Raw genomic sequence first — 21,484 nt, 5'->3', positions numbered from 1 at the left:
TACTGTGGCCTGGTTGACCATACTTGTGATTACGCTCACCCTGGCCGTGCCTCTGGCCCTGCTGGCGTGGCTGCTGTTCGGGCGGCTCTACGCCCGGGGCCAGCTGGAACGCGGTCTGGACAAGAAAAGCTTCAAGGCCTCTCTCAAGCGGATCCGGTCCGAGTCGAAGACAAACCGGGGTGACTTTCTGCACAATCGCTGGATGAAATTCGGCGGCGGGTTCTACGGTCTGGCTGCGTTCTGGACTTTTGCCTGTATCGAGGTAACTGAAGTCACTGGATTCATCCTGAATTTCCCCGGGTTCGCTGCCCTGTTCGCTGATGGTATTCCTGCTTTCTTCATCAGTCTGGCGGTGAACCAGGTTCTTAACCTGGCAAGTGCGCTGGCGTGGGTGACCTGGTGGCCAGGCCAGGTATTCGGCGCCTCACCAGCGCTGTGGTTGGCGCTGGCCTACGGGGGCTATCTCTGCGGGCTGCAACTGGCACAGCGTGAGGTGACTCTGCAATCGCTGCGGGAGCGGCTGCGACCGAGTTGATTGTTGTCGCTGAAATCCCCACGGGAGGCAGCCCGCAGTGGCGGGATTCTCGCCAGAAGAGAACACCAGCATGGCAATCTTTCAATCAGCGCATAGACGCGTTGTAGTCCTGGTCCATCGGGATCTCCGGGGTGTGGTTCAAGGTGTTGCCGCCGGGGACTGCCCCAGGGCGCCGCGCAGTTGCTGCAGATCGGCGTGGCGGCTCGGGATATCGTCCCGCTCGGCGGCGGCTCTCAGGTCACACAGTGTCCGCAGGCCCTTCAGCAGTACCGGCAGCGGCGGCCCGCTGGCGCTGAGATCGGCCTGATCCTGCAGGCCGGCGCGCTCCGCGGGCCGGGCAATGAACTTCTCCACCAGTTGCTCGTGGTGCTGCACGGCGACCTCTCCGTGCTGCGCACAGACGTCGAGAAAGGCGCTGGCGTTTTGCTGGAACCAGGGCTCGCCGGCGTGCGCCGCCATATCTTCCAGAAAGCTGTCAAGCAGGCTGCTCCGGCGCATGCAGTCGCGCAGGACCAGTTGGTCCTCGGGGCGCATGAACAGGAACTTGTCCACCAGCAACTGCGAGTAATAGGGGTCGTCGGCGCGGCACAGGCCGAGCAGCAGGTCTATCACGTTGATACCGGCAAAGTCTCCCGCATTGGCGCCCCGGTATTCGCGCAGGCCAACGCGGTGCGGTTTGTAGTAGGGGCGGATACAGTAGAAAAAGCGATCGATATCCAGAGCGTGGAACAGCTCTTCGTTGGAACGTGCCACATCCGCCAGTGCGGTGCGGGCGGCCCGCAACAGGTCCAGGGTAACCGGGTGCGATACCCCCAGTGGCAGGATGTGCAGCAGCGCCTCCGCAGCCCGGATATAGGCCAGCACGCCGCGAGTGTTGTAGTCCAGGAACAGGCGCTCGTCCGCGAGGCTGGTGAAGGACTTGTAGATGCCGTTGACGGCGCGGTTATGGGTCTCGAGGTGGCTGGAGGCGAAGCGGGGTATCGTCCCCAGGGATGCGCCCAGCTGCATGGCCAAGGCGGACGCTTCCTTCAATGGCGAGCGCTGCTCCCGGGCCGGGTCGGTGATGCCGTGGCGCCGGCAGGCTGCCATATAGAAGCCTACATCGCCCAGCAGGTCGAAGCCCTGGTCAAAGCCTTCGTCCGTGTTGCCCTCCCGCAGCAGCTCGACAATGAAGTCGCGCCCCTCGGCGACCAGTTGCTGCTTGATACCGTCGCCAATACCGGTGACGTTTTCCCGCTGCTCCTGGGCGAAGTAGAGCGTTTCCAGCTCCGTATTCATGGCCCGAAAATCGTTGCGTATCCAGTCGTCAAAGGCTTGTGTAAGAGGTGTGCGCATGGCCGGGGGAATCCTGCAGAGAACCAAAAAATAGAATATCAGTGATGAAAGGAAGAAATCTGCCAAAAACAAGTGCCAATACGGATCTTATTGGCATAATGTAGCCCTGAAATCGTATTTGGCAGGTATTTATGTCAACGGCAATGGATAGAACGGATCGGGCCATCCTGCAGGCCCTTGCGGAGAACGCCCGTATCAGCAATGCTGAACTGGCTGAACGGGTTCATCTCACTCCCACCCCCTGCCTGCGCCGACTTCGGCGCCTGGAAGACAGCGGCATCATCCAGGGCTATACCGTGCGGCTGGATCACGCTGCCCTCGGGCTGGGAATTTCCGCGCTGATCTTCGTGCAGCTGGAACGCAACAGCCTGGACAACGCCAACCGGTTCGAGGCCGCCGTGCGGGAACTGCCCGAGGTGACCGAGTGCTCGGTTCTGACCGGCGGCCATGACTACCTGCTCCGGGTGACGGTACAGGATTTGGAACACTACGAGCGCTTCGTCAAGGAGAGCCTCGCGAGTATTCCCCAGGTGGCGAATATCGATAGCCGCATTGTGCTCAAGCAGGTGCTGTCCCGGAGTCTAGTGTCGCTGCCGGATAGAGCCCGCTGAGCAGGGCCTGGTTGACGCTGTCTGCAGTCGGGTTGCGCATGAGTGGGACCAAGCCGCTAGCTGTTGTGAACTACGTCAGCTTCGTCCTCACCAATGACCTGTTCATTCAATGAGTGTATATTGTCAAGCATTGGGACATGCCAGGCGGGAATATCGGGTGAATCCAGGTAGCGACAATAAGACAGTAGATTACGCTCCGGTGGGGAATCCTCCCGCCGCTCGGGAAGGCGAGAAGGGCTTTGCGTTTCGCATCTACATGCAGCACCGCGAATCCATGCTCGGTTTTTTCCGGCGGGTGTTGCGCGAGCCGGAAGATGTAGCGGATGCGATGCAGGAGCTGTACCTCCGCCTTGCACGGCAACCGGATCTGGAGAGCCGCTGTCAGAACCAGAAGGCCTACCTGTTCACGGTGGCTACCAACCTGGTCAATGACGGCCTGCGCAAGAAGTACGTTCGCAGCCTGGACCTGCACGTGTCGCTGGATCATGAGACCCTGGAGGCGAGTGGGCCATCTCCCGAGGAGGCCGAGTCCCTGCGCCAGCAATTGCGTCTGGTGCAAAGTACCTGTGACGCGCTCAGCGACGGTGAACGCCAGGCCTTCTTCATGCATCGGGTCAATCGCATGACTTACCGCGAGGTGTCCTCGGAGTTGCGGGTGTCGGAGCGTACTGTCCGGCGTTGGGTGGTGCAGGCGTTGTCACGCTTGCAGGATGCGCTGGGCAGTTCCTCATGACGGCCGCCTCGGATCGGGGAGACAGTGCCATCAGGCCGGTTTCGGAGGCCGCGTACTGGTATGAGAAAGTCAGCGCTGGCGACCTCTCCGATACCGACATGGCGCGTTTTGAGCAGTGGCTGCTGGAGCCCGGGAATGAGGCCGACTACGCGAACTGCGCTCTGCTCTGGAACGCCGCTGAGGTGCCCGAGTTCTGGACTGGCGGTCCTGCGGAAGTGGCTCCCGCCGTGCGTCGCGGCGCGCTCTCCCGCGGGTACGGGCGCTGGGTGGCGCTGGCCGCCTCGCTAGTGCTGCTGGTGAGCGGCGCCTTGCTCTGGCCGATCATGAGCGCGGGGGACCGCTACCAGACAGTGGTCGGCGAACAGCGGCTGGTGGTGCTCGCGGACGAGTCCAGCGTGTTTCTCAACACCAATACCGTGCTGGAGGTCAGCTACACCGGGAAGAGCCGACGAGTCCGACTCGACCGGGGTGAAGCCATCTTTGATGTGCGCCCTGACGCCGAGCGACCTTTTGAGGTGCAGACGGGGGCCGGCACTGTGCGCGTGGTGGGCACGCGCTTCGCGCTGCGCAGTATGGAAAACGAAAGGGTAAGGCTGGCCGTCAGCGAAGGCCGGGTGACGGTGTCGCCGCGGGACTCGACCAGGGCTGAGCCGTCTCCGGTGCTCACTGCAGGAGAAATTCTGGATTTCAACAGTCGCGGGGTGTCCTCTCGAGACAGTGATGTCGACGTGGAAACACTATTGCAGTGGCGCTCCGGCGTGATCAGCTTCAGTGGTGAAGCATTGCCGGCGGTGATTCGCGAGGTCAGCCGCTATACCAGCACGAGCATCGAATTCCGCGGGAAGGACCTGTCTGGACTCAGGGTGAGTGGCATTTTTCGGGTGGGTGAAGTAGACGCTTTTCTGGAGGGGCTTGCGGCCGCCTTCCCCGTCGCCGTGGTCCACGCGGCCGACGGCGGGATCGTGATCACCGCAACCTGATCCTCGGCAGGTTGCGGTGCTGAGAGTGGCCTGTAGGGTGCCGGTCTGGGCGCGATTGATGCTCCTGACGCTGCTGTTCACTGGAATGCCTGCCGTGCGTTGTATGGCTGCGAGCGGACCACTGCAAGCCGTTGCGATTGCCGCAGGTAGCCTGGAGCAGGCGCTGTTGGCTATTGCTCGCCAGACTGGTGTGCAGATCATCTTTTCCTCCGAACTGGTGCACGGCATTGTCAGCCCCGGCCTGCAGGGGCGGTACACGTTGGATTCAGCGCTGCAGGCTGCGCTTGCTGGATCTGGACTGGACGCTCGGCGCGTGTCCCCCCAGGTGGTGGTGATCGAGCCCCACGCCGACACAGTCCCCGCTATTGTCAACGAGCCGGGCCCGGTGGAGACAGAGGTGGCCAGCGTCATGCGCGAGGAGGTCATCGTAACCGCATCCCGGCGCCCGGAACGCATGCAGGTCACCCCTATCGGACTTTCGGTGCTGACCAACGCCGGCCTGGAGCGTCGCGGCGCCGATGCCATCGAGGACTTTGGCCGGCTGTTGCCCGGGGTCATGCTGTTCCAGGCAAACCGCAACCGCGGTGTGTTCACCATTCGCGGTATCGCCACCAATGTATTCGGCAGCAATTCCCAGGACCCGGTGTCGGTCTATCTCAATGAGACCCCGCTGGTCGATAGTTTTGGCGCGGTAGTACAACCCGATCTGCGGCTCTTCGATATCGATCGGGTGGAAGTTCTGCGGGGTCCCCAGGGTACGCTGTTTGGCTCCGGCGCCCTGGGCGGGACGGTGCGGATTATCACCAACAAGCCGGATGCCGGCGCGCGCGAGGCGCTGGGCCGGGTCGATTTGGGGCGCACAGGCGGTGGCGGTTGGCGCCAGCGCTACGATGCCATGTTGAACCTGCCGTTGGTGGCGGATGAACTTGCCCTGCGCCTGGTAGGCTACTACCGGGACGAAGCGGGCTGGGTGCGAAACATCACCCTCGACACCAACAACAGCACTGAGGACTGGGGTGGTCGTGCCGCCCTGCGCTGGCAGCCCGGGGAGCGCTTGGCGGCGAACCTGGAGTTGATCCACCAGGACAGTCAGCCGGAGGATGGCGATAGCTGGGACCCGTCCCTGGGCCGATTCCGCAAGTCCTCACTGATTCCCGAGGGGCGGCCATCGACTCTGAGCAACTACCACCTCGCCATTGACTACGAGGTCCCTGGTGTCGCCAGCCTGTTGTCAGCCACCAGTTATCAGGAATCCGCTACCGCGGTATTTACCCAGGGCTCGGGACTCCCCAGCCTGGGTGTGCCATTGCTCGCCGAACACGATCCCTGGCGAACCCGTTTCTTCACCCAGGAATTCCGTCTGCTGGGCGCCCGCCAGGAGCGGCTTGACTGGGTGGCGGGGGCGGCCTTTGTCGATCGCAATAGCATGGTCCGGTTCAATATTCGCCTCCCGGACCTGGCAAGCGAGCTGGGGCAGGCGCTCCCCACCGAAAACCTGATCAGCTCGGTTATCCGGCTGCAATCTCAGGAGCTTGCTGTCTTCGGGGACTTGGGTTTTCAGGCCAGTGAGCGCTGGCGCCTTTTCGGGGGCGCCCGCCTGTTCGATACCCGGGTTCACTACCGGGAACCCCGGCGCCAGTTGCTGGACCTCGAGACGCTGACGCTTCAGGAGTTTGCACTGGCCAATGACAACACCGATCACGGTCTGACCTGGCGCGCCGGTTTGTCCTTCGAGCCCGATGCCGACATCATGCTTTACGCCAGTGTCAGCAAGGGCTACCGCATCGGTCAGGTCAATCCCAACCAGGCCGCCGAGGGCAACTCGCCGCCGGGGCAGGAAATCCCCGAGGGCTACGAACCGGATACCACCCTCAACTACGAAGTCGGCCTCAAGAGCGGCTGGTTCGACCAGCGCTTGCTGCTGAACCTGGCGCTCTACCATATCGACTGGGAAAACATCCAGATCGATGCCAGCCGGCCCTCGGATGGGCTCAGTTTCATCACCAACGCCGGGCGTGCGGTTTCGCGGGGGCTGGAGTTGGAACTGGCAACGGAGCCGGTACCCGGCCTCAGTGCCGATTTGGCAGTGACCCTCCAGGACGCCAGCATCCGCTCCATGGACCTTGGAGACGGATTGCGCTCCGGTGCCCGCGAGGGGGATACCCTGCCCGGTTCCGCCGATTTCAAGATTGCCGGCTCGCTGCAGTATGAGTGGCCGACCGGGCGTGGCAGCCAGCTGTACGCCCGTCTCGACGCCCAGTATGTGGGCGCGTCCCCGGCCTGGTTCTCCGGTTTCGCCGGCACGCCGCGCAATGCGGCATACAGCAATGTCAATCTCCGGCTGGGCGTGGTGGCGCGCCGCTGGCAACTGGCTTTCTATATCGAGAATCTAACCGACAACGATGACCAGATCCTGCGCAACAGCTATGCCGGCGGCAGCCGGGTCAATACCCTGCGTCCCCGCACTGTTGGTACCCGTCTAAAGTTTTTTTACTGAATTCTGGCCACATTTTCGGCGCGCCGCGTCTCTACCTCTGGCAAGCACACATAAAACTGCTCAACAGAGGGGAATTCCGTGGACAGAAAAGCATCAGCAACAGGAACCAGGCGCGCCCGTCAACGGGCCGGTGTGATTGGCGTGGCCGCCGCCTCGGTATTGGTCGGCAGCACTCTGGCGGCAGCCCAGGACAGTGCCGCGGTGGCGCAGGCACCGCGCCTGGAAGAGGTTATCGTCACTGCCAGCAAGCGCGAGGAGTCGCTACAGGATGTCAGCGCCAGTGTGTCGGCTTTTACCCAGGCGGACATTGAGCGGCTGGGGCTGGACAGCTTCGAGGACTTCGCCCGCCGGGTACCCGGCGTCACCCTGAACCAGGCGGTGAAGAACCGCTCGGTGTTCAACATCCGCGGCGTCACCACCTCGTTGTTTGGCGGTAATACCCAGGATCCGGTGTCGGTCTACATCAACGAGACGCCGGTGACCGATACCTTTGGCGCCATTGTCCAGCCCGACCTGCGCCTGTTCGATGTAGAGCGGATTGAAGTCCTGCGCGGCCCCCAGGGCACGCTGTTTGGTTCCGGTTCCCTGGGCGGTACCGTACGCATCCTGACCCGGCAGCCGGACCCGTCGGCATTTGCGGCGGACGGGCGCATTGATATCGGCGTCACCGACGGCGGGCACCAGCGCCAGCGCTACGACGGCATGGTCAATATTCCCCTCATGGAGGACACCCTGGCTTTGCGCCTGGTGGGCTACCAGCGCGACGAAGAGGGCTGGGTCAAGAACATTACCCGTGGCAGCCGCAACAGTTCGGATGACCGCGGTGGCCGCGCGGCCCTCCTGTGGAGCCCGGGCGATGCGTTCTACGCCAAACTCGAGGTAATCTACCAGGACAGTGATCCCGACGACGGCGATGCCTACAATCCCGATCTGGGCGAGTTCCGCAAGTCCTCGGCGATTTCCGAGGCGCGACCTTCGACCCTCACCAATTACAGCCTGACCATGGAATATGAGTTTCCCGACTTCGCGACACTGCTCTCCGCGACCAGCCTCCAGAAGTCAGAGACCGCCAGCTACGCCGATCTCGGCGACTTCCTGGGTCTCGGGGTCAGCGGTTTCAACGTCAGTGACCCCTGGGATTCGGAATTCATCACCCAGGAGTTGCGCCTGGTCTCCAATACCGACTCCGCCGTGAATTGGCTGATAGGCGGGTTTTTCATCGACCGCACCACCGATGCCGCCTTCCTGATACAGGCGCCGGGACTGTCGGCCGCCTTTGGTGGTCTCATCCCCACCGATGACCTGTTCCAGTCGGACATTGAAACCAGCTCCCGGGAATTGGCAGCCTTTGCCGATGTCGGCTACCGATTCTCGCCGCGCTGGAAGGTGGAGGCCGGTATTCGTGTCTTTGACACCGAGGTCAGCTACTCGGAGCCAGACCGCAACACGATCAACTTCGCCGACTTTACCATCGACAATCTCTCCTTCCGCAACACCGGTACCGACAGTGACTACACCTGGCGCGCGGGCATCTCCTATGAACCCCGCGACGAGATAATGCTGTATGCCAATGTCAGCCGCGGCTACCGTATCGGCCAGGTCAATCCGAACAAGGGGCCGAGCCTGACCGATCCCAACGATGTGGTGATTCCGGAAGCCTACGACCCGGATTCCAGCATCAACTACGAGATCGGTGCCAAGACCAGTTGGCTGCAGAACCGGTTGATCGCCAACCTGGCGGTCTATTACATCGACTGGACCGACATCCAGGTCAACGGTGCCCGCATTTCCGACATGCGGACGTTTATCGCCAACGCCGGTGATGCGCGCTCCCAGGGGATCGAAATCGAGCTGCATGCCGCGCCGCTGGAAGGGCTGGACCTGAACCTGGCGTTGACCTTCCAGGAGGCGGAGATGACCGACGTGGCCGACAATATCATTGTCGCCGCCACCAAGGGCGAGGATCTGCCGGGCTCCGTGGACTTCAAGATGTCCGGTGGCATCCAGTACAGCTGGGCAGCCTTTGGTGACAAGCAGATGTACGCCCGGGCCGATGTACAGTATGTCGGTTCCTCGCCCAATGACTTCGGCATGCACGGTGGCAATCCCTTCTTCGCCATGAACGAGTCCTACGAAAACGTGGGTGCCGCGGTGGGACTGGTGGCCGACAAGTGGAACCTGGCGCTTTACGGCGAGAACCTCAGCAACAATGACAGCTACATTCTCACCAATGGCGGGGGTACCCCCAACTACGTCAACAGCCTGCGGCCGCTGACGGTGGGTTTCCGTCTCGGCTTCAGTTTCTGAGGGGCCGATATGTTGGGATGTCCTGTAGTACGCGTCGCAGCCCTGGCGGTGGCCCTGACGGTGCCTCCGGCCAAGGCTGCGGCGACCGACGCGGCTGCCGCCTATGCCCGGGCCGAGCGCTACCTGCCCGCCAACATGGCGGCCACGGTTCACAACAATGACCTGCAGCACGAATGGCTGCCGAACAGTGATCGCCTGTGGTACCGGCGCACTGATGACAACGGGTCGAGCTTTGTGATCGCGGACCCGGAGACGGGCAGCATCGAACCCGCTTTCGACCATGAGTGGATGGCGCGGGTGTTGGCCGCAACTTTGGAGAAGTCGATATCCGCTGACGCTCTGCCGCTGCAAACTTTGGTGTTCCGGCCCGGTGAGGCCATCCCTCTGGTACTGGCGGGGGAGTCCCTGCTGGACTGCGACCCGGCGCGGCCGGTCTGCGAGACTGCGGGTCCGGCGCCGCCGCCCCCGGGCCAGCAGACTGGGCTGCCGACGCCGGATGGCCGCTCGCTGCTGTTCCTGCGGGACTTCAACCTCTGGCTGCGTGACCAGGTGACGGGAGAGGAGCGGGCGCTGACCACGGATGGCAATGCCGACCACCCCTACAGCCACTATCCGGAATCAAGCACCTTCGAAGTGACGCTGCGACGCATGGGGATCAGCCTGCCGCCGCTGGGACTGTTCTCACCGGATGGCAGCCGCTTCCTGACTTATCGCCTGAACCGCGCGCCGGTAGCACCTCTGTATCTGCTGCAGAGTGTGCCCGAGGACGACAGCCTGCGGCCCCGGGTGTACAGCTATCGCTATCCCTTTCCGGGGGAGCCCAAGCCCATGGCCGAGCTGGTGATCCTGGATCTGGAGGGCGACGAGGACGTCGAGGTGGCACACCCACCGATCGAGGCTGTCTATGCCGACCCGATCAGTACCCAGTCGGTATTCTGGGCGCCAGAGGGCGATGCCCTGTATGTACTGGACAATCGCGATTACAAGCGCACTCTCACCCTGTCGCTGGTTGATGCACAGAGTGGCGCCAGCCGCCTGCTGATCTCCGAAGACAGCGAAGTCTACAACCTGCCCTACGCCATTGTCGGCCAGGCGCCGCAGATGCGGGTGCTGGCCAGTGGCGAGGTGATCTGGAGTTCGGAACGCAGCGGCTGGCGCCACCTGTACCGTCACGATCGCGAGGGCAAGCTGCGCAATGCAATTACTTCCGGGAACTGGATGGTCCGCGATGTGCTGCATGTGGACGAGGACGCCGGCCTGGTGTATTTCACCGCCAGTGGCCAGGAGGGTTTCAGTGATCCCTACTATCGTGCCCTGTACCGGGTGCGGCTGGATGGCAGCGGCCTGGAGTTGCTGACGCCGGAGGACGCGGATCATCAGATCCGGATTGCCGCTGCTCCCGCAACGCGCCTGCTGATGCCAACGGCACCGGGGCCGGAGGGTGCCGGCTTCGCGCCCAGCGGCAACTACTTTGTCGACAGCTATGCACGGCCCGACCTGGCGACGGTCACCGTGGTGCGGGACCGGGCCGGCGAGGTGGTGCTGGAGCTGGAAACCGCGCAGCTCGCGGCCTTCGACGGCCCCGCACCGGAGCTGCCTGAACGGTTCTCGGCGCTGGCCGCCGATGGCGAGACCCCGCTCTACGGCACCCTGTTCAAGCCGGCGGATTTCGATCCGCTGCAGTCCTATCCGATTATTGACTCCATTTACCCCGGCCCCCAGATCAATCGGGTCAGCAAGCGCTTTTTCGATGATCCCATGCAGGCCCAGGCGCTCGCCGAGCTAGGGTTCATTGTGGTCACTGTCGATGGCCGCGGTACGCCCCTGCGGGGACGCGCGTTCCGCGACGTCTCCTACGGCAATCTCGGCAGTGCCGGTTCGCTGGAGGACCATGTGGCCGTGATCCGCGGTCTCGCTGCCAGCCGGCCCTACATGGATCTGGAGCGAGTCGGTATCTATGGTACTTCCGGCGGCGGCTTTGCCACCGTGCGGGCCCTGTTCGACTACCCCGATTTCTACCGGGTGGGAGTGGCTTCGGCGGGCAATCACGACCACAGGATCTACCTGTCACTGTGGGGGGAGACCTACCAGGGGCCATTCGATGCGGAGACCTATGCCGAAGCCATTTCCTATCACAATGTCGCCGACTTCCGCGGCAAGCTGCTGCTGGCCCACGGCGACATGGATGACAACGTGCACCCGGCCAACACCTTGCGGGTGGTGGACGCGTTGATCCGCCACAACAAGGACTTCGACCTGTTGCTGATGCCCAATGTCAACCACGGCATCATGGGCAATCCCTATTTCACCAGGCGCCTGTGGGACTACTTTTTCACCCATCTGCTGGGAGCGACACCGCCCCCGGGGTACCGGGTGGGCGCAGCGAACGAGGGAGAAGGAGCATGAGTGTGTTGCGATGGCCGACCCGTAATCTGCTGCTTTCAGCGCTGTTGCTGTGTACCGCAGCTGTTGGTGCCGGCACGGAGCCCTATGACCGGCAGGGCTGGTATGGGGAAGGCAGTGCCACCAGTGACGATGTCCAGCGGGTGCCGGTCCCACCCGGGCACGGTGCCCCGGATAGCGTTCTGGTGCTGGAAGGAGGGCGTGTGTTTGATGGCACCGGCGCGCCCGCGCGGCCGGCAACCGTGGTGGTGGAGGGCAAGACCATCACCGCGATCCTGGCGCCGGGTGAGTCGGACTGGCCGGCTTCGGCACAGCGTATCGATGCCAGCGGGCTGACTGTGCTGCCCGGGTTGATCGACCTCCATACACACCTTAGCTATGTGCGGCAGTTTGGCCTGCCTGCCCCCCTGTCGGCGGAGAGTGTGGCCGACGGAACCCTGCGCGGACTGGAGCGGATGCACCAGTACCTGCTGTCGGGAATCACCAGCGTGCGGGACCTGGCTTCCCACGGCGAGGTACCCTTTGTCCTCAAGCGCTGGCAGGCCAGCGGGCGGATCGCCGGGCCGCGAGTCTTTCCCGCAGGCCAGCTGATTACTGGCCGGGGAGGGCACGGCACCGAGGGATTCGCCCTGCGCACCTATCCCGGGCACGCGCAGGCTCCCGTATGGGAAGCCAGCGGGCCCGATGAATGGCGCGATGCGGTGCGCGCCCAGTTCAAGCGCGGCGCCGACGTCATCAAGCTCGGCAGCCATTATTCGCAGGCGGAAATCACCGCCGCAGTGGACGAAGCGCACGCACTTGGTTTGCCAGTGACTGTGGATGCGGAGACCCAGTACATCGACATGGCGATTGCCGCCGGGGTCGATGTCATCGAACACCCGTTGCCCCGCAGCGACGCGGCTCTGCGCGCGATGGCGCGAGAGGATATCGCGGCGGTGCCCACGCTGGTCCCCTATCAGTACATCATTCGCCACAGTGGCGGCTATTACGGCTCTACATCCCGCCGTTTCACCCTGACCGAGGACAGTATCCTGGAGATGACGCGCGCCATGAAACGCGCCGGCATCCGCATCGGGGTGGGCACCGACCTGATTGTCGACTGGTCCGACTACCTGCCCACGGCCTATATCGACGAACTGGAAAACCTGGTGCGCGCCGGCTTCACCGAGGCTGGCGCGCTGCAGGCCGCGACCCGGGTCAGTGCCGATATTCTGGGTATGGGCGATCGGCTGGGCACGCTCGAGGTGGGCAAGCTGGCGGACATCCTGCTGGTGGCGGGTGAGCCCGACCGGAAATTGCGGGACCTGGCTCGCGTGCACACGGTGATTGTCAACGGCCGCCTGCTGGTGGCCGACGGGCGCCTGCACAGTGAGCCCCTGCGGCCAGCGCAGCCGCCCCAACTGTCCCCCTGACAACGAGGAAAGCATTTGTGAAACTACCTGACTTGCGTCTGGCAGGCGTTCTTTGCCTGCTTTTGTTGTTGCAGCCGATAACGGGCAGTGCGGACAATGCGCTCGCCTACCAGAGCCCGCCCGCAGCACCGCAACCACTCGACCCGGTGCCGCTGGAGGATCGCGAGGCGCTGGCGGCATTCATGGATGGCGCCATGGGCGCTCAGCTCCGCTCCCTGGACATTGCCGGTGGCGCGGTGGTGGTGGTGCAGGACGGCGAGATCCTGCTGGCCCGCGGCTATGGCCACGCGAATCTGGAGGAGGACGTTGCCGTCGATCCCGCCAGGACACTGTTCAAGCCGGGCTCGGTGTCCAAGCTGATCACCTGGACTGCGGTAATGCAGCTGGTAGAGCAGGGCCACCTGGACCTGGATGCTGATGTCAATCGCTACCTCACGGCGCTGCAGCTGCCGGCAACTTTTGCCGACCCCGTCACCCTGCGCAACCTGATGACCCATTCCGCCGGTTTCGAGGATAACTGGGCCGGGTTCCTGATTCGCCGCGACGAGACCGAACTGCAGCCGCTGGCACCGGCGCTGGTGACGCACCACCCGGAGCGGGTGCGGCCGCCGACCCGGAACTTCGCCGACGGCAGTAATGTCGCCTATTCCAACTGGGGCACGGCCCTCGCCGGTCTGATCGTGGCCGAGGTCAGTGGCCAGTCTTTCGATGACTATGTGGAGCAACATATTTTCGCGCCCCTGGGCATGGACCACAGCACTTTTCGGGAACCGCTGCCGGCACCCCTGCGGGCGCAGCTGGCCCTGGGCCACCGCGACGGAGGTATCGGCATGGAGGTGCAACCCGAGGAGTTTCTGGGCAATGTTGCCCCGGCCGGTGCCCTCTCCAGTACCGTCGTCGACATGGCGAAATTCATGCTCGCCCACCTGCAGGAAGGGGCTTATCGCGGTCAGCGGATCTTGCAGCCGGAAACCGTCGAACTCATGCACAGTCGTGCTCTGAGCCCGAACCCCCATCTGAACGGCATCGCCCTGGGCTTCTATGAAACCTGGATCAACGGCCGCCGCACCATCGGCCACGGTGGCTCCACGCTGGATTTCAAGAGCGAGCTGATGCTGGTGCCGGAGGCTGGTGTGGGTCTGTTCGTGACGTTCAACTCGCCGCCCGGCGGCCGTGCGCATGCTGCCCTGAAGCACGCGTTCATGGATCGCTATTTTCCCGCAGACCTGCCCAAGGTGACCAGCATCGAGGGCTTCGAGGAACGGGCCGGGGATTACGCCGGCAGCTACCGCGGCCTGCGGCGTTCCTACACCACGACAGAGAAGCTCTACAGTGCTTTCGGCGACATCAAGGTCCGGGTGATGCCGGAGGATCGCAGCCTGCTGGTGACGGGACTGATGGGTGACAGCAAGCGCTGGCTGGAAGTTAGTCCCGGTGTGTTCCGGGAGCGATACGGTGACGAGATGATCGCCTTTCAACGCGACGCCCGGGGGCAGGTCGCGGCACTGCTGGGGCCCTTTGCCCCCATGCCCGCGGAGCGAATTGCGTTCTGGGAGACCGGCAGCCTCCACATGGCCCTGCTCGGTCTCAGCCTGCTACTGTTCCTGTCCATGCTGGCCAGTGGCTGGCGTGGTCGCCGTAGCTTGACCCAGCTGCCGGCGCGGTATCAACTGGGGCGCCGGCTTCTGATTGCCGCCTGCGGCCTGGGTGCCCTGTTTCTGCTCGCCCTGGTGGTACTGGTGGGTCTCGGTGAGAGCGCCATGATCGACGCTCCACCTGGATGGTTCCGCGTTGCCCTGTGGCTGCCCCTGTTGTGCCTGCCACTGGCACTTGTAGTGCTGTGGGTGCTGTTGCAGGCCTGGCGTCAAGGTTGGGGCCCGGTATCCACGCGCTTGTACCACACCCTGGTGACTGCGACCCTGGTGCTGTGCTTGTGGTCGCTTAACTACTGGAACCTGCTCGGTTTCCGGTTGGGATAGCCGCATGTCCTCGTTGAATCCAACAGGCTCGGCCCTGATCGGTCCGGAGCAGTATTTTGCCCAGGTTGCGGTACTCGGAACCCTGATCGCCCTGGGTCTGCTGGTGGGCAAAACCCGCGCCGGCCAATATCTCACCGGAGTGTCGGTGGTGATGCTGGGGGGGGTTGCGGTGTCCAATCTGGGCCTGCTGCCGTTCCGGGCACCGCTCTGGGACGGCATCATGGACTACCTGGTGCCGCTGGCCATTCCCCTGTTGCTGTTCAAGGCCGACCTGCGACGGGTGCTGGCCGAGGCCGGTCCGGTGACCCTGCTGTTTCTTCTGGGAGCCCTGTTTACCGTGTTTGGGGCTTTGCTGGCCGCGGCTTTACTTGATGCGGGTCCGGAGGAAGGCAAGGTGTTGGGCACGTTCGCCGCGACCTATATCGGCGGCAGCATGAACCTGGTGGCGGTATCGAATGCTTTGGACTTCGCCGATCTGGGTACGGTGTCCGGTGCGTTGGCTGCCGACAATATTGTCGGCACCACTTATCTGGTGTCCATTTCCGTCCTCTCAGGGTTGAAACTATTTTCCGCGAGTGGTTCGGGGGGCGTCGACCAGTCTCCGCCGACCACGCCGACGCCGCCGACACCGCCGACGCCGACGACGCCGCCGACGCCGACGCCGCTGGCGCCTGGTGAGGATGTCGCCGACACCACCATGATCACCCATCTCGCCATCGGACTCGGAGCCAGTGCAGTGATCTGCGCGCTGGCGGTGGCTCTGGCAGGTGCCCTCGGTGTGCCGGGCTATGCAGTATTGCTGATTACCCTGTTGGCGGTGGCCGCGGCCAACCTGCTGCCGCGCCAGCTCCGATCCCTGCGGGGCGAGTTCGAGCTAGGCACCCTGTTTATGTACGTGTTTTTCGCGGTCATCGGGATCTCGACGGATATTGGCATCCTGCTGCACCACTCGCTGGTACTGGCGGGCTTTGCCGCGATCACCATCGTGGTGCACCTGGCGTTGTTGCTGCCTGTGGCACGGCTGCTCGGCTACAGCCTGGCGGATACCCTGATTGCCTCCAATGCCTGTATCGCCGGTCCCGCTACCGCGGCTGCCATGGCGGCCAGCCGCGGCTGGACCCACCTGGTTGTACCCGCGGTGATGGTCGGAGTTTTCGGCTATGTGATCGCCAATTTTATCGGTGTCACGCTGGCCCGCCTGTACCAGGCAGGTCTGCTGGATACGTTCCTCAAGTAGTCAGAGCGAGAGTTGTAATGAGCCATTTTGAAATCAAAGTACGCAAGGAAACACTGCCCCTGAAACAGGCTTTTCGCATCGCCCGGGGCACCGTTGCCGAGGGAGATGTGGTCGTAGTCAGCATTGCTGACGGACGCAATCAAGGTCGCGGCGAAGCCTGCCCCACGGAGCACTATGGCGAGACACTGAACGGTGTGGTCAGCCTGATCGGTGAGGCGGCGTCGCGCCTCTCAGCAGGCGAGGACTGGGACTCGATTCACGAGGAGATGCCGGCCGGGGCCGCCCGCAATGCCATTGATTGCGCGGTCTGGGACTGGCGTGCCAAGGCCACCGGTCGTCCTGTTTGGCAGTTGCTGGGAATGCGGGCGCCGCGCCCGGTAGTATCGGTACTGACTCTCAGTCTCGACGAGCCAGCTGTGATGGCGGAGAGGGCGCGGGCAGTGTCGGCCACGGGGATGCTGAAGCTGAAACTGGGAGCCCCCGGTGATGTCGATCGGGTCAGGGCAGTGCGCGCGGCGGCGCCCGAGTTGCGGTTGATCGTGGACGTCAACGAGGGCTGGACCCTGGATGATCTGCGCCGCAACCTGCCAGTGATGGCTGAATGCGGAGTGGAAATGCTGGAGCAACCGCTGCCCGCGGACCAGGACCAAGGGCTGGCCGAAGTCGAGCACTTGGTGCCCATCGGCGCGGACGAGTCATGCCATACCAGCGCCGATCTGGCACGGCTTGCCACCCTGTACGAAGTGATCAATATCAAGCTGGACAAGACCGGCGGTCTGACCGAGGCCATGCGTCTGGTGCAGGGGGCAAGGACTCACGGACTTGAGATCATGATCGGTTGCATGCTTGGCACTTCCCTGGCCATGGCTCCCGGAGTGCTGGTGGCCCAGCATGCGCGCTTCGTCGATCTGGACGCGCCCCTGCTGATTGCACGGGACTGTGTGCCGGGCCTGGAGTACTGCGGCGATACCATCCTGCCGCCGGTGCCGGCACTGTGGGGATGATGACCGTGGCTGCGTGGTCCCGTCGGGATGGATGGCGGGGTGGCCGGGTGATACTGCTGCTGGCCACGGGTTTGGTCACCGCTGCGGTGCGTGCGGGGGAAGACGGCGCCAGCCGCATTGACCTCGCCACCCAGCTGAACCAGCTCACCACCCGGGTGCATATTGCCGACGAGACTACGGCGACCGCAACTCTCGCCGAGCGCATGGTGGAGTACCGGGTGCCCGGGGTGTCGATTGCGTTGCTTGAGAATGGAGAGATAGTCCAGACCCTTGCCGCAGGCTTGCGAGATCCTGCCCGGGGCTGGCCGGTAAACCCCGAGACCCTGTTCCAGGCCGGCAGTATCTCGAAGGCGGTGGCAGTTGTCGGCATGCTGCAGCAGGTCGAGGCACGGCACCTGGATCTGGATGCCCCGGTCAACACCATGCTGCAACGATGGCAGGTACCAGCCCATGCCTGGCAGGAGCAGGCGCCAGTCACCCTGCGTCGCCTGGCGAGCCACAGTGCTGGCACCACCGTGCCGGGATTTCAGGGTTATGCAGCCGGAACAGCGGTGCCGACTCTACTCCAGGTCCTTGCAGGTGCGGCGCCGGCCAATTCGGCACCAGTCTTAGTTACGCAGCGGCCGGGGCAGGGCTATCGCTACTCCGGGGGCGGTACCACTATTATCCAACTGTTGTTGGAGGATGTGACCGGTGAACCTTTTGCCGCGCTGTTGCGACGCCGGGTGCTGGCCCCCGCGGGCATGTCCCACAGCGGCTTTGAACAGCCGCTGTCCGCCCCTCGCCTCGCTGATGCCGCGCTGCCCTACCGCGCTGATGGCGAGGCGGTGACCGGTGGGCCACACACCTACCCGGAAATGGCCGCCGCCGGGCTCTGGACCACGCCCACGGATCTGCTGCGGTTCGCGACGCAGATACGGGACGCCCTGCGCGGGACCCAGGGCAGGATTCTGTCGCCGGCCATGGCCGCGGCCGCTGTGACGCGCCAGCCGGTGGGGTTGGGGCTGGGCTTTTTCCTGGGGCCTCCAGAGGGCCCTGTCACCAACTTCAGCCATGGCGGTGCCAATGCCGGCTATCGCGCCCAGTTGCACGCCACTATCGAGGACGGCAACGGCATCGCCATCATGACCAATAGCGACAGTGGGCGCCTGTTGATTGGCGAGATCATGCAGGCTGTGGCGCCTTGCTTTGGCTGGCAGGGCTTTGAACCGATGACCCGCGCCAGGGTGACGCTGGATGCTGCCGAGCTGGAGAGGCTGGTGGCCGACTACCGCAGCAGCTGGCCGGTGGAGTCGACAGTCCAGGTGCGACGTAGTGATGACCGGCTGCTGCTGACCGTACCTGATTTTCTCCAAGAGGTGGAATTCCTGCCAGCGGATCCCCTGAACTTCTTCTCTCTTGAAAACATCGGCTTGACCTTCGAAGCCGATGAATCTGGCGGTATTACGGGTCTGGTTCTTGCGGGTGTCCGCGCGGCGAGAGAAAAATAGTGGGGCCTCTGACTTCAGCAGCTGGAGTACCCCCCTTGCTCTCACAGGAGCCTCTCAGGTGGCGAAAGCGCTAGCGTTGGTGAGTTACCCTGCTGTTTTGGAAGGCTGTGCCAACGCCTCGACATCCTCTTCGGTAGATATGACTAGTATCCGGCTGTGTTGATTGATGTTGAGAGATTGACTCGCCGTTTCCGACGACAGAATTCTGAGAAGACCTGCCAGTCCGGCCGCCCCCGAGGGTCCTGAGCTGACTGGCGGGTGGGCAATGGCGAGGAGATGTCTCGCCTGTGCGCTATCGCCGTCGGTGATTGTAACGAACGCTGTGGCGCCTGTTCGCAACGCCGGCCAAGCCAATGCAGATGCCTCTCCCGCGGCGAGCCCGAGCATTGAAGTAGCATGCGGTCCTGACACAATGGTGCTGTGCCCGCAAAGGAAACTTTCCTGAAGGCATGCAGCCTTGACGGATTCGACCACAATGAATCTCGGCCGGTCTTCACCGAGCCGTGCCTGCAGAAACGCACATAGCGCTGCAGCAAGGCTTCCCACACCGGTCTGTACCAGTATATGGGTCGGCAATGCCTCACCTTTCAGCTGCTCGATAACTTCATCCATGATCAGCGTGTAGCCTCTCATGATGTCTACTGGGACTTTGGTATAACCGTCGTAAGCAGTATCGGCGACGACCCACCAATCATGTCTCAGCGCTTGCTCTGCGGCCTCACGCACTGAATCGTCGTATGAACCCTCGACCACGATAACGTCGGCCCCGAGTGCTTCGATTGCCTGCACCCGATCATCGGTTACGCCACCATGTACGAAGATGCGGCATTGGCACCCGCACATTCGGGCACCGAATGCGACGGCCTTGCCATGATTTCCGGCTGTTGCTGAGACGATGACCTTGTCTGCGAGTAGATTTCGGAATTCGCCTGAGAAGATTTCAGCGGTATTCACCACCCGCTGCGTGAGTGCCTCCAGATACCGCCGGACAAGTTCCACTACAGCATAGGCGCCGCCTACGCTCTTGAAACTGCCGAGCCCCATCCGGCTGCCCTCGTCCTTGACCAGCAATTGGGCGATGCCGAGTTGGTTTGCGAGATCCGTCAACGATCGCAGCTGCGTAGGTTCGTAGGAGGGCCAGGTGCGGATCTGCATTCTGGCGTCGGCGCCCTGGTCCGCTCCGATGATTCTCTCAGGTTCCTGGCACGGTCCGGACACGTTGCGCACGAGTCGGGCACCGTGGCCGAGGTCTATGGTGGCATTTTCAAACACAGTGACGTTCAGTCCGTACTCAACCAGGTGCCAGATGCAGGGGTGGTTGCTGTATCCGGGCCGGTTGACAGTTCGTGGATGTTCTCCATCAGCAGGGGAGATGAACATACCCACAAAAGTTCGGCGTCTTCGTCGCCGACCGAGAGAAAGGCATGCTTCATCACGCTGTCGAGATAGATGTAGTCGCCGACCTCAAGAATGGTGGGCTGGTAATGCTCGGTATGGACTTCAACTCGTCCTTTGAGAATATATGCAAATTCCTCACCGGGATGGGAAACCGGTGCACCGAATTCTTGTAATGATCGCGACCTGAGCGTTGCCTTGATCGGAATAAGTTGCCGTTGGGAGAGGTCAGCGCAAAGGTACCTGTAATCGCCGTGGGCCGTTTTCATGGGGCACACGTCATCGCCGCGACCGACAACCCGGCGAGCGGTAACGGGCGTTGCTCGCTCCGGCGTACTGGCCAGGAAGAAATCGGCGATATCGACATCGAGCCCGCGCGCCAGTCGGACGATATTCTCGTACGTGAGCGACATGTGTCCGTTTTCAACTTTGGACAATGTCGATCTGGAGAGTCCGCTCAGTTTGGCAACTTGCTCAATTTTGAGATTGTTTTTCTGTCGTATTCGCCGCAGGCAAATGCCGAGTTCGGGAATCGGAGCGGTCGTGTTGTCTTGATCATTCATAGACTGTTATCCGAGGTTCTCATGCATCGTGCCTTTATGTGTCTGATTAATCACAGAGTGTACATTATTCGGTTCAATGTATTCAATACGAAACTCTATGTGTCGGATGCATCACAGAGATAATTGACACGTTATGTTTATGTTTTCATAATCTCCTTCTGCATAAGAAATGATACAAATGGGCGATCGGGCGTCATTCTGGCGGCGTGAATTGCAGGATTAACAGCAGAATATGGCCTGATCGGCGGGCGCGTGACGAAATCGATGTGGCACCATCAAGCATTCAGGAGCTGATAATGAAAGAATTTTGGCGGGCACCGCCATGTCGCGGCAAGCCGACAGTGATGCCCTTGAGCGCGCGGAATGGTGTGATGCGCTGCAGTCGCTGGTTGCTCATGCGGGCGCTGAACGGGCTCGGGAGATACTCGACGCGATTTCCGTGATCGCGCGTGATCCTGCGATTGGCTGGCAACCGGTGCATGGCACGGCCTATGTCAACACTATCCCGGTATCCAGGCAGCCGGCATTTCCCGGTGACCTCACCCTGGAAGAGCGACTGGTGTCGATCAGGCGTTGGAATTTACTCGTGACGGTCGTCAGGGCTAACCAGGCCTCTGGGGAACTTGGGGGGGCATATTGCGAGCTATGCGAGTGCAGCCGATCTGTTCGAGGTGGGATTTAACCACTTTTTCCATGCTCGAAGTGACCAGTCTGACGGCGATATTGTTTTCTTTCAGCCGCATTCCGCTCCCGGGGTCTATGCGCGTGCGTTTCTTGAGGGCCGTCTCGAAGAGCATGACCTGATGCATTATCGCCAGGAGGTGACCGCTGCCCGCAACGGCTCCAGGGGGCTTTCGAGTTACTTGCACCCCTGGTTGATGCCGGATTTCTGACAGTTTCCTACCGGCTCAATGGGTATCGGCCCCATCAATTGGTAGTGTCCCGTCAAGTGGTGTAATTCCGGTCTCCAGATTCATCCCTCAGGCGGCCTCTGGTTGTGCCA

At 62.6% G+C, this 21,484-nt stretch carries 16 protein-coding genes; 13 read left to right on the top strand and 3 right to left on the bottom strand.

Annotated elements, in window-relative coordinates; all coding sequences use genetic code 11:
* Positions 1 to 4: 4 nt before the first annotated feature.
* Positions 5 to 535, top strand: coding sequence for a hypothetical protein (locus Q6D67_RS20315; protein ID WP_304707534.1), 531 nt, complete (start codon positions 5 to 7; stop codon positions 533 to 535).
* 138 nt (positions 536 to 673) lie between these two features.
* Here Q6D67_RS20315 and Q6D67_RS20310 read toward each other — a convergent pair whose 3' ends face one another.
* Positions 674 to 1,870, bottom strand: coding sequence for a monodechloroaminopyrrolnitrin synthase PrnB family protein (locus tag Q6D67_RS20310; RefSeq protein WP_304707532.1), 1,197 nt, complete (start codon positions 1,868 to 1,870; stop codon positions 674 to 676).
* A 143-nt stretch (positions 1,871 to 2,013) separates the two neighbouring features.
* On the opposite strand from Q6D67_RS20310, the gene Q6D67_RS20305 reads away from it, so the two are divergent.
* From Q6D67_RS20305 to Q6D67_RS20255, 11 genes are all read left to right on the top strand, one after another.
* Positions 2,014 to 2,481: an Lrp/AsnC family transcriptional regulator gene (locus Q6D67_RS20305; RefSeq protein WP_304707530.1), complete on the top strand. Its 468-nt coding sequence runs from the start codon at positions 2,014 to 2,016 to the stop codon at positions 2,479 to 2,481.
* Positions 2,482 to 2,638: 157 nt separating this feature from the next.
* Complete coding sequence (locus Q6D67_RS20300) at positions 2,639 to 3,214, top strand: RNA polymerase sigma factor (protein WP_304707528.1); 576 nt, start codon at positions 2,639 to 2,641, stop codon at positions 3,212 to 3,214.
* A complete protein-coding gene (locus tag Q6D67_RS20295; RefSeq protein ID WP_304707526.1) occupies positions 3,211 to 4,194 on the top strand; it encodes a FecR family protein in 984 nt (327 codons plus the stop codon). Before Q6D67_RS20300 ends, Q6D67_RS20295 begins: the two co-directional genes overlap by 4 nt.
* Before the next feature lie 103 nt (positions 4,195 to 4,297).
* On the top strand, positions 4,298 to 6,691 hold the full coding sequence (locus Q6D67_RS20290; RefSeq protein ID WP_304707524.1) for a TonB-dependent receptor: 2,394 nt from the start codon (positions 4,298 to 4,300) through the stop codon (positions 6,689 to 6,691).
* 78 nt (positions 6,692 to 6,769) lie between these two features.
* Positions 6,770 to 8,998, top strand: coding sequence for a TonB-dependent receptor (locus Q6D67_RS20285; RefSeq protein ID WP_304707522.1), 2,229 nt, complete (start codon positions 6,770 to 6,772; stop codon positions 8,996 to 8,998).
* 9 nt (positions 8,999 to 9,007) lie between these two features.
* Positions 9,008 to 11,404 carry a DPP IV N-terminal domain-containing protein gene (locus Q6D67_RS20280; RefSeq protein ID WP_304707520.1) on the top strand — a complete coding sequence of 799 codons (2,397 nt, stop codon included), beginning with the start codon at positions 9,008 to 9,010 and terminating at the stop codon, positions 11,402 to 11,404.
* Positions 11,401 to 12,813 carry an amidohydrolase family protein gene (locus Q6D67_RS20275; protein ID WP_304707518.1) on the top strand — a complete coding sequence of 471 codons (1,413 nt, stop codon included), beginning with the start codon at positions 11,401 to 11,403 and terminating at the stop codon, positions 12,811 to 12,813. Before Q6D67_RS20280 ends, Q6D67_RS20275 begins: the two co-directional genes overlap by 4 nt.
* A gap of 17 nt (positions 12,814 to 12,830) precedes the next feature.
* Positions 12,831 to 14,792, top strand: coding sequence for a serine hydrolase (locus tag Q6D67_RS20270; RefSeq protein ID WP_304707516.1), 1,962 nt, complete (start codon positions 12,831 to 12,833; stop codon positions 14,790 to 14,792).
* A 4-nt stretch (positions 14,793 to 14,796) separates the two neighbouring features.
* A complete protein-coding gene (locus Q6D67_RS20265) occupies positions 14,797 to 16,029 on the top strand; it encodes a DUF819 family protein (RefSeq protein ID WP_304707514.1) in 1,233 nt (410 codons plus the stop codon).
* 17 nt (positions 16,030 to 16,046) lie between these two features.
* Positions 16,047 to 17,033 (top strand): N-acetyl-D-Glu racemase DgcA, encoded by a 987-nt coding sequence (gene dgcA, locus Q6D67_RS20260; RefSeq protein WP_304707513.1) that lies wholly within the window; start codon positions 16,047 to 16,049, stop codon positions 17,031 to 17,033.
* Positions 17,034 to 17,038: 5 nt separating this feature from the next.
* On the top strand, positions 17,039 to 18,523 hold the full coding sequence (locus Q6D67_RS20255) for a serine hydrolase (RefSeq protein WP_304707511.1): 1,485 nt from the start codon (positions 17,039 to 17,041) through the stop codon (positions 18,521 to 18,523).
* 84 nt (positions 18,524 to 18,607) lie between these two features.
* On the opposite strand, the gene Q6D67_RS20250 is transcribed toward Q6D67_RS20255, so the two are convergent.
* Both Q6D67_RS20250 and Q6D67_RS20245 read right to left on the bottom strand, forming a co-directional pair.
* A complete protein-coding gene (locus Q6D67_RS20250) occupies positions 18,608 to 19,795 on the bottom strand; it encodes a diaminopropionate ammonia-lyase (RefSeq protein WP_304707509.1) in 1,188 nt (395 codons plus the stop codon).
* An 8-nt stretch (positions 19,796 to 19,803) separates the two neighbouring features.
* On the bottom strand, positions 19,804 to 20,481 hold the full coding sequence (locus Q6D67_RS20245) for a helix-turn-helix domain-containing protein (protein ID WP_304707507.1): 678 nt from the start codon (positions 20,479 to 20,481) through the stop codon (positions 19,804 to 19,806).
* A 623-nt stretch (positions 20,482 to 21,104) separates the two neighbouring features.
* Here Q6D67_RS20245 and Q6D67_RS20240 point away from each other — a divergent pair.
* Complete coding sequence (locus Q6D67_RS20240) at positions 21,105 to 21,374, top strand: hypothetical protein (RefSeq protein ID WP_304707505.1); 270 nt, start codon at positions 21,105 to 21,107, stop codon at positions 21,372 to 21,374.
* Positions 21,375 to 21,484: the final 110 nt, after the last annotated feature.

Source organism: Haliea sp. E1-2-M8 (genome assembly GCF_030649675.1).
Classification (GTDB): domain Bacteria; phylum Pseudomonadota; class Gammaproteobacteria; order Pseudomonadales; family Halieaceae; genus Haliea.
This window is presented reverse-complemented; position numbering and strand designations above follow the sequence as displayed.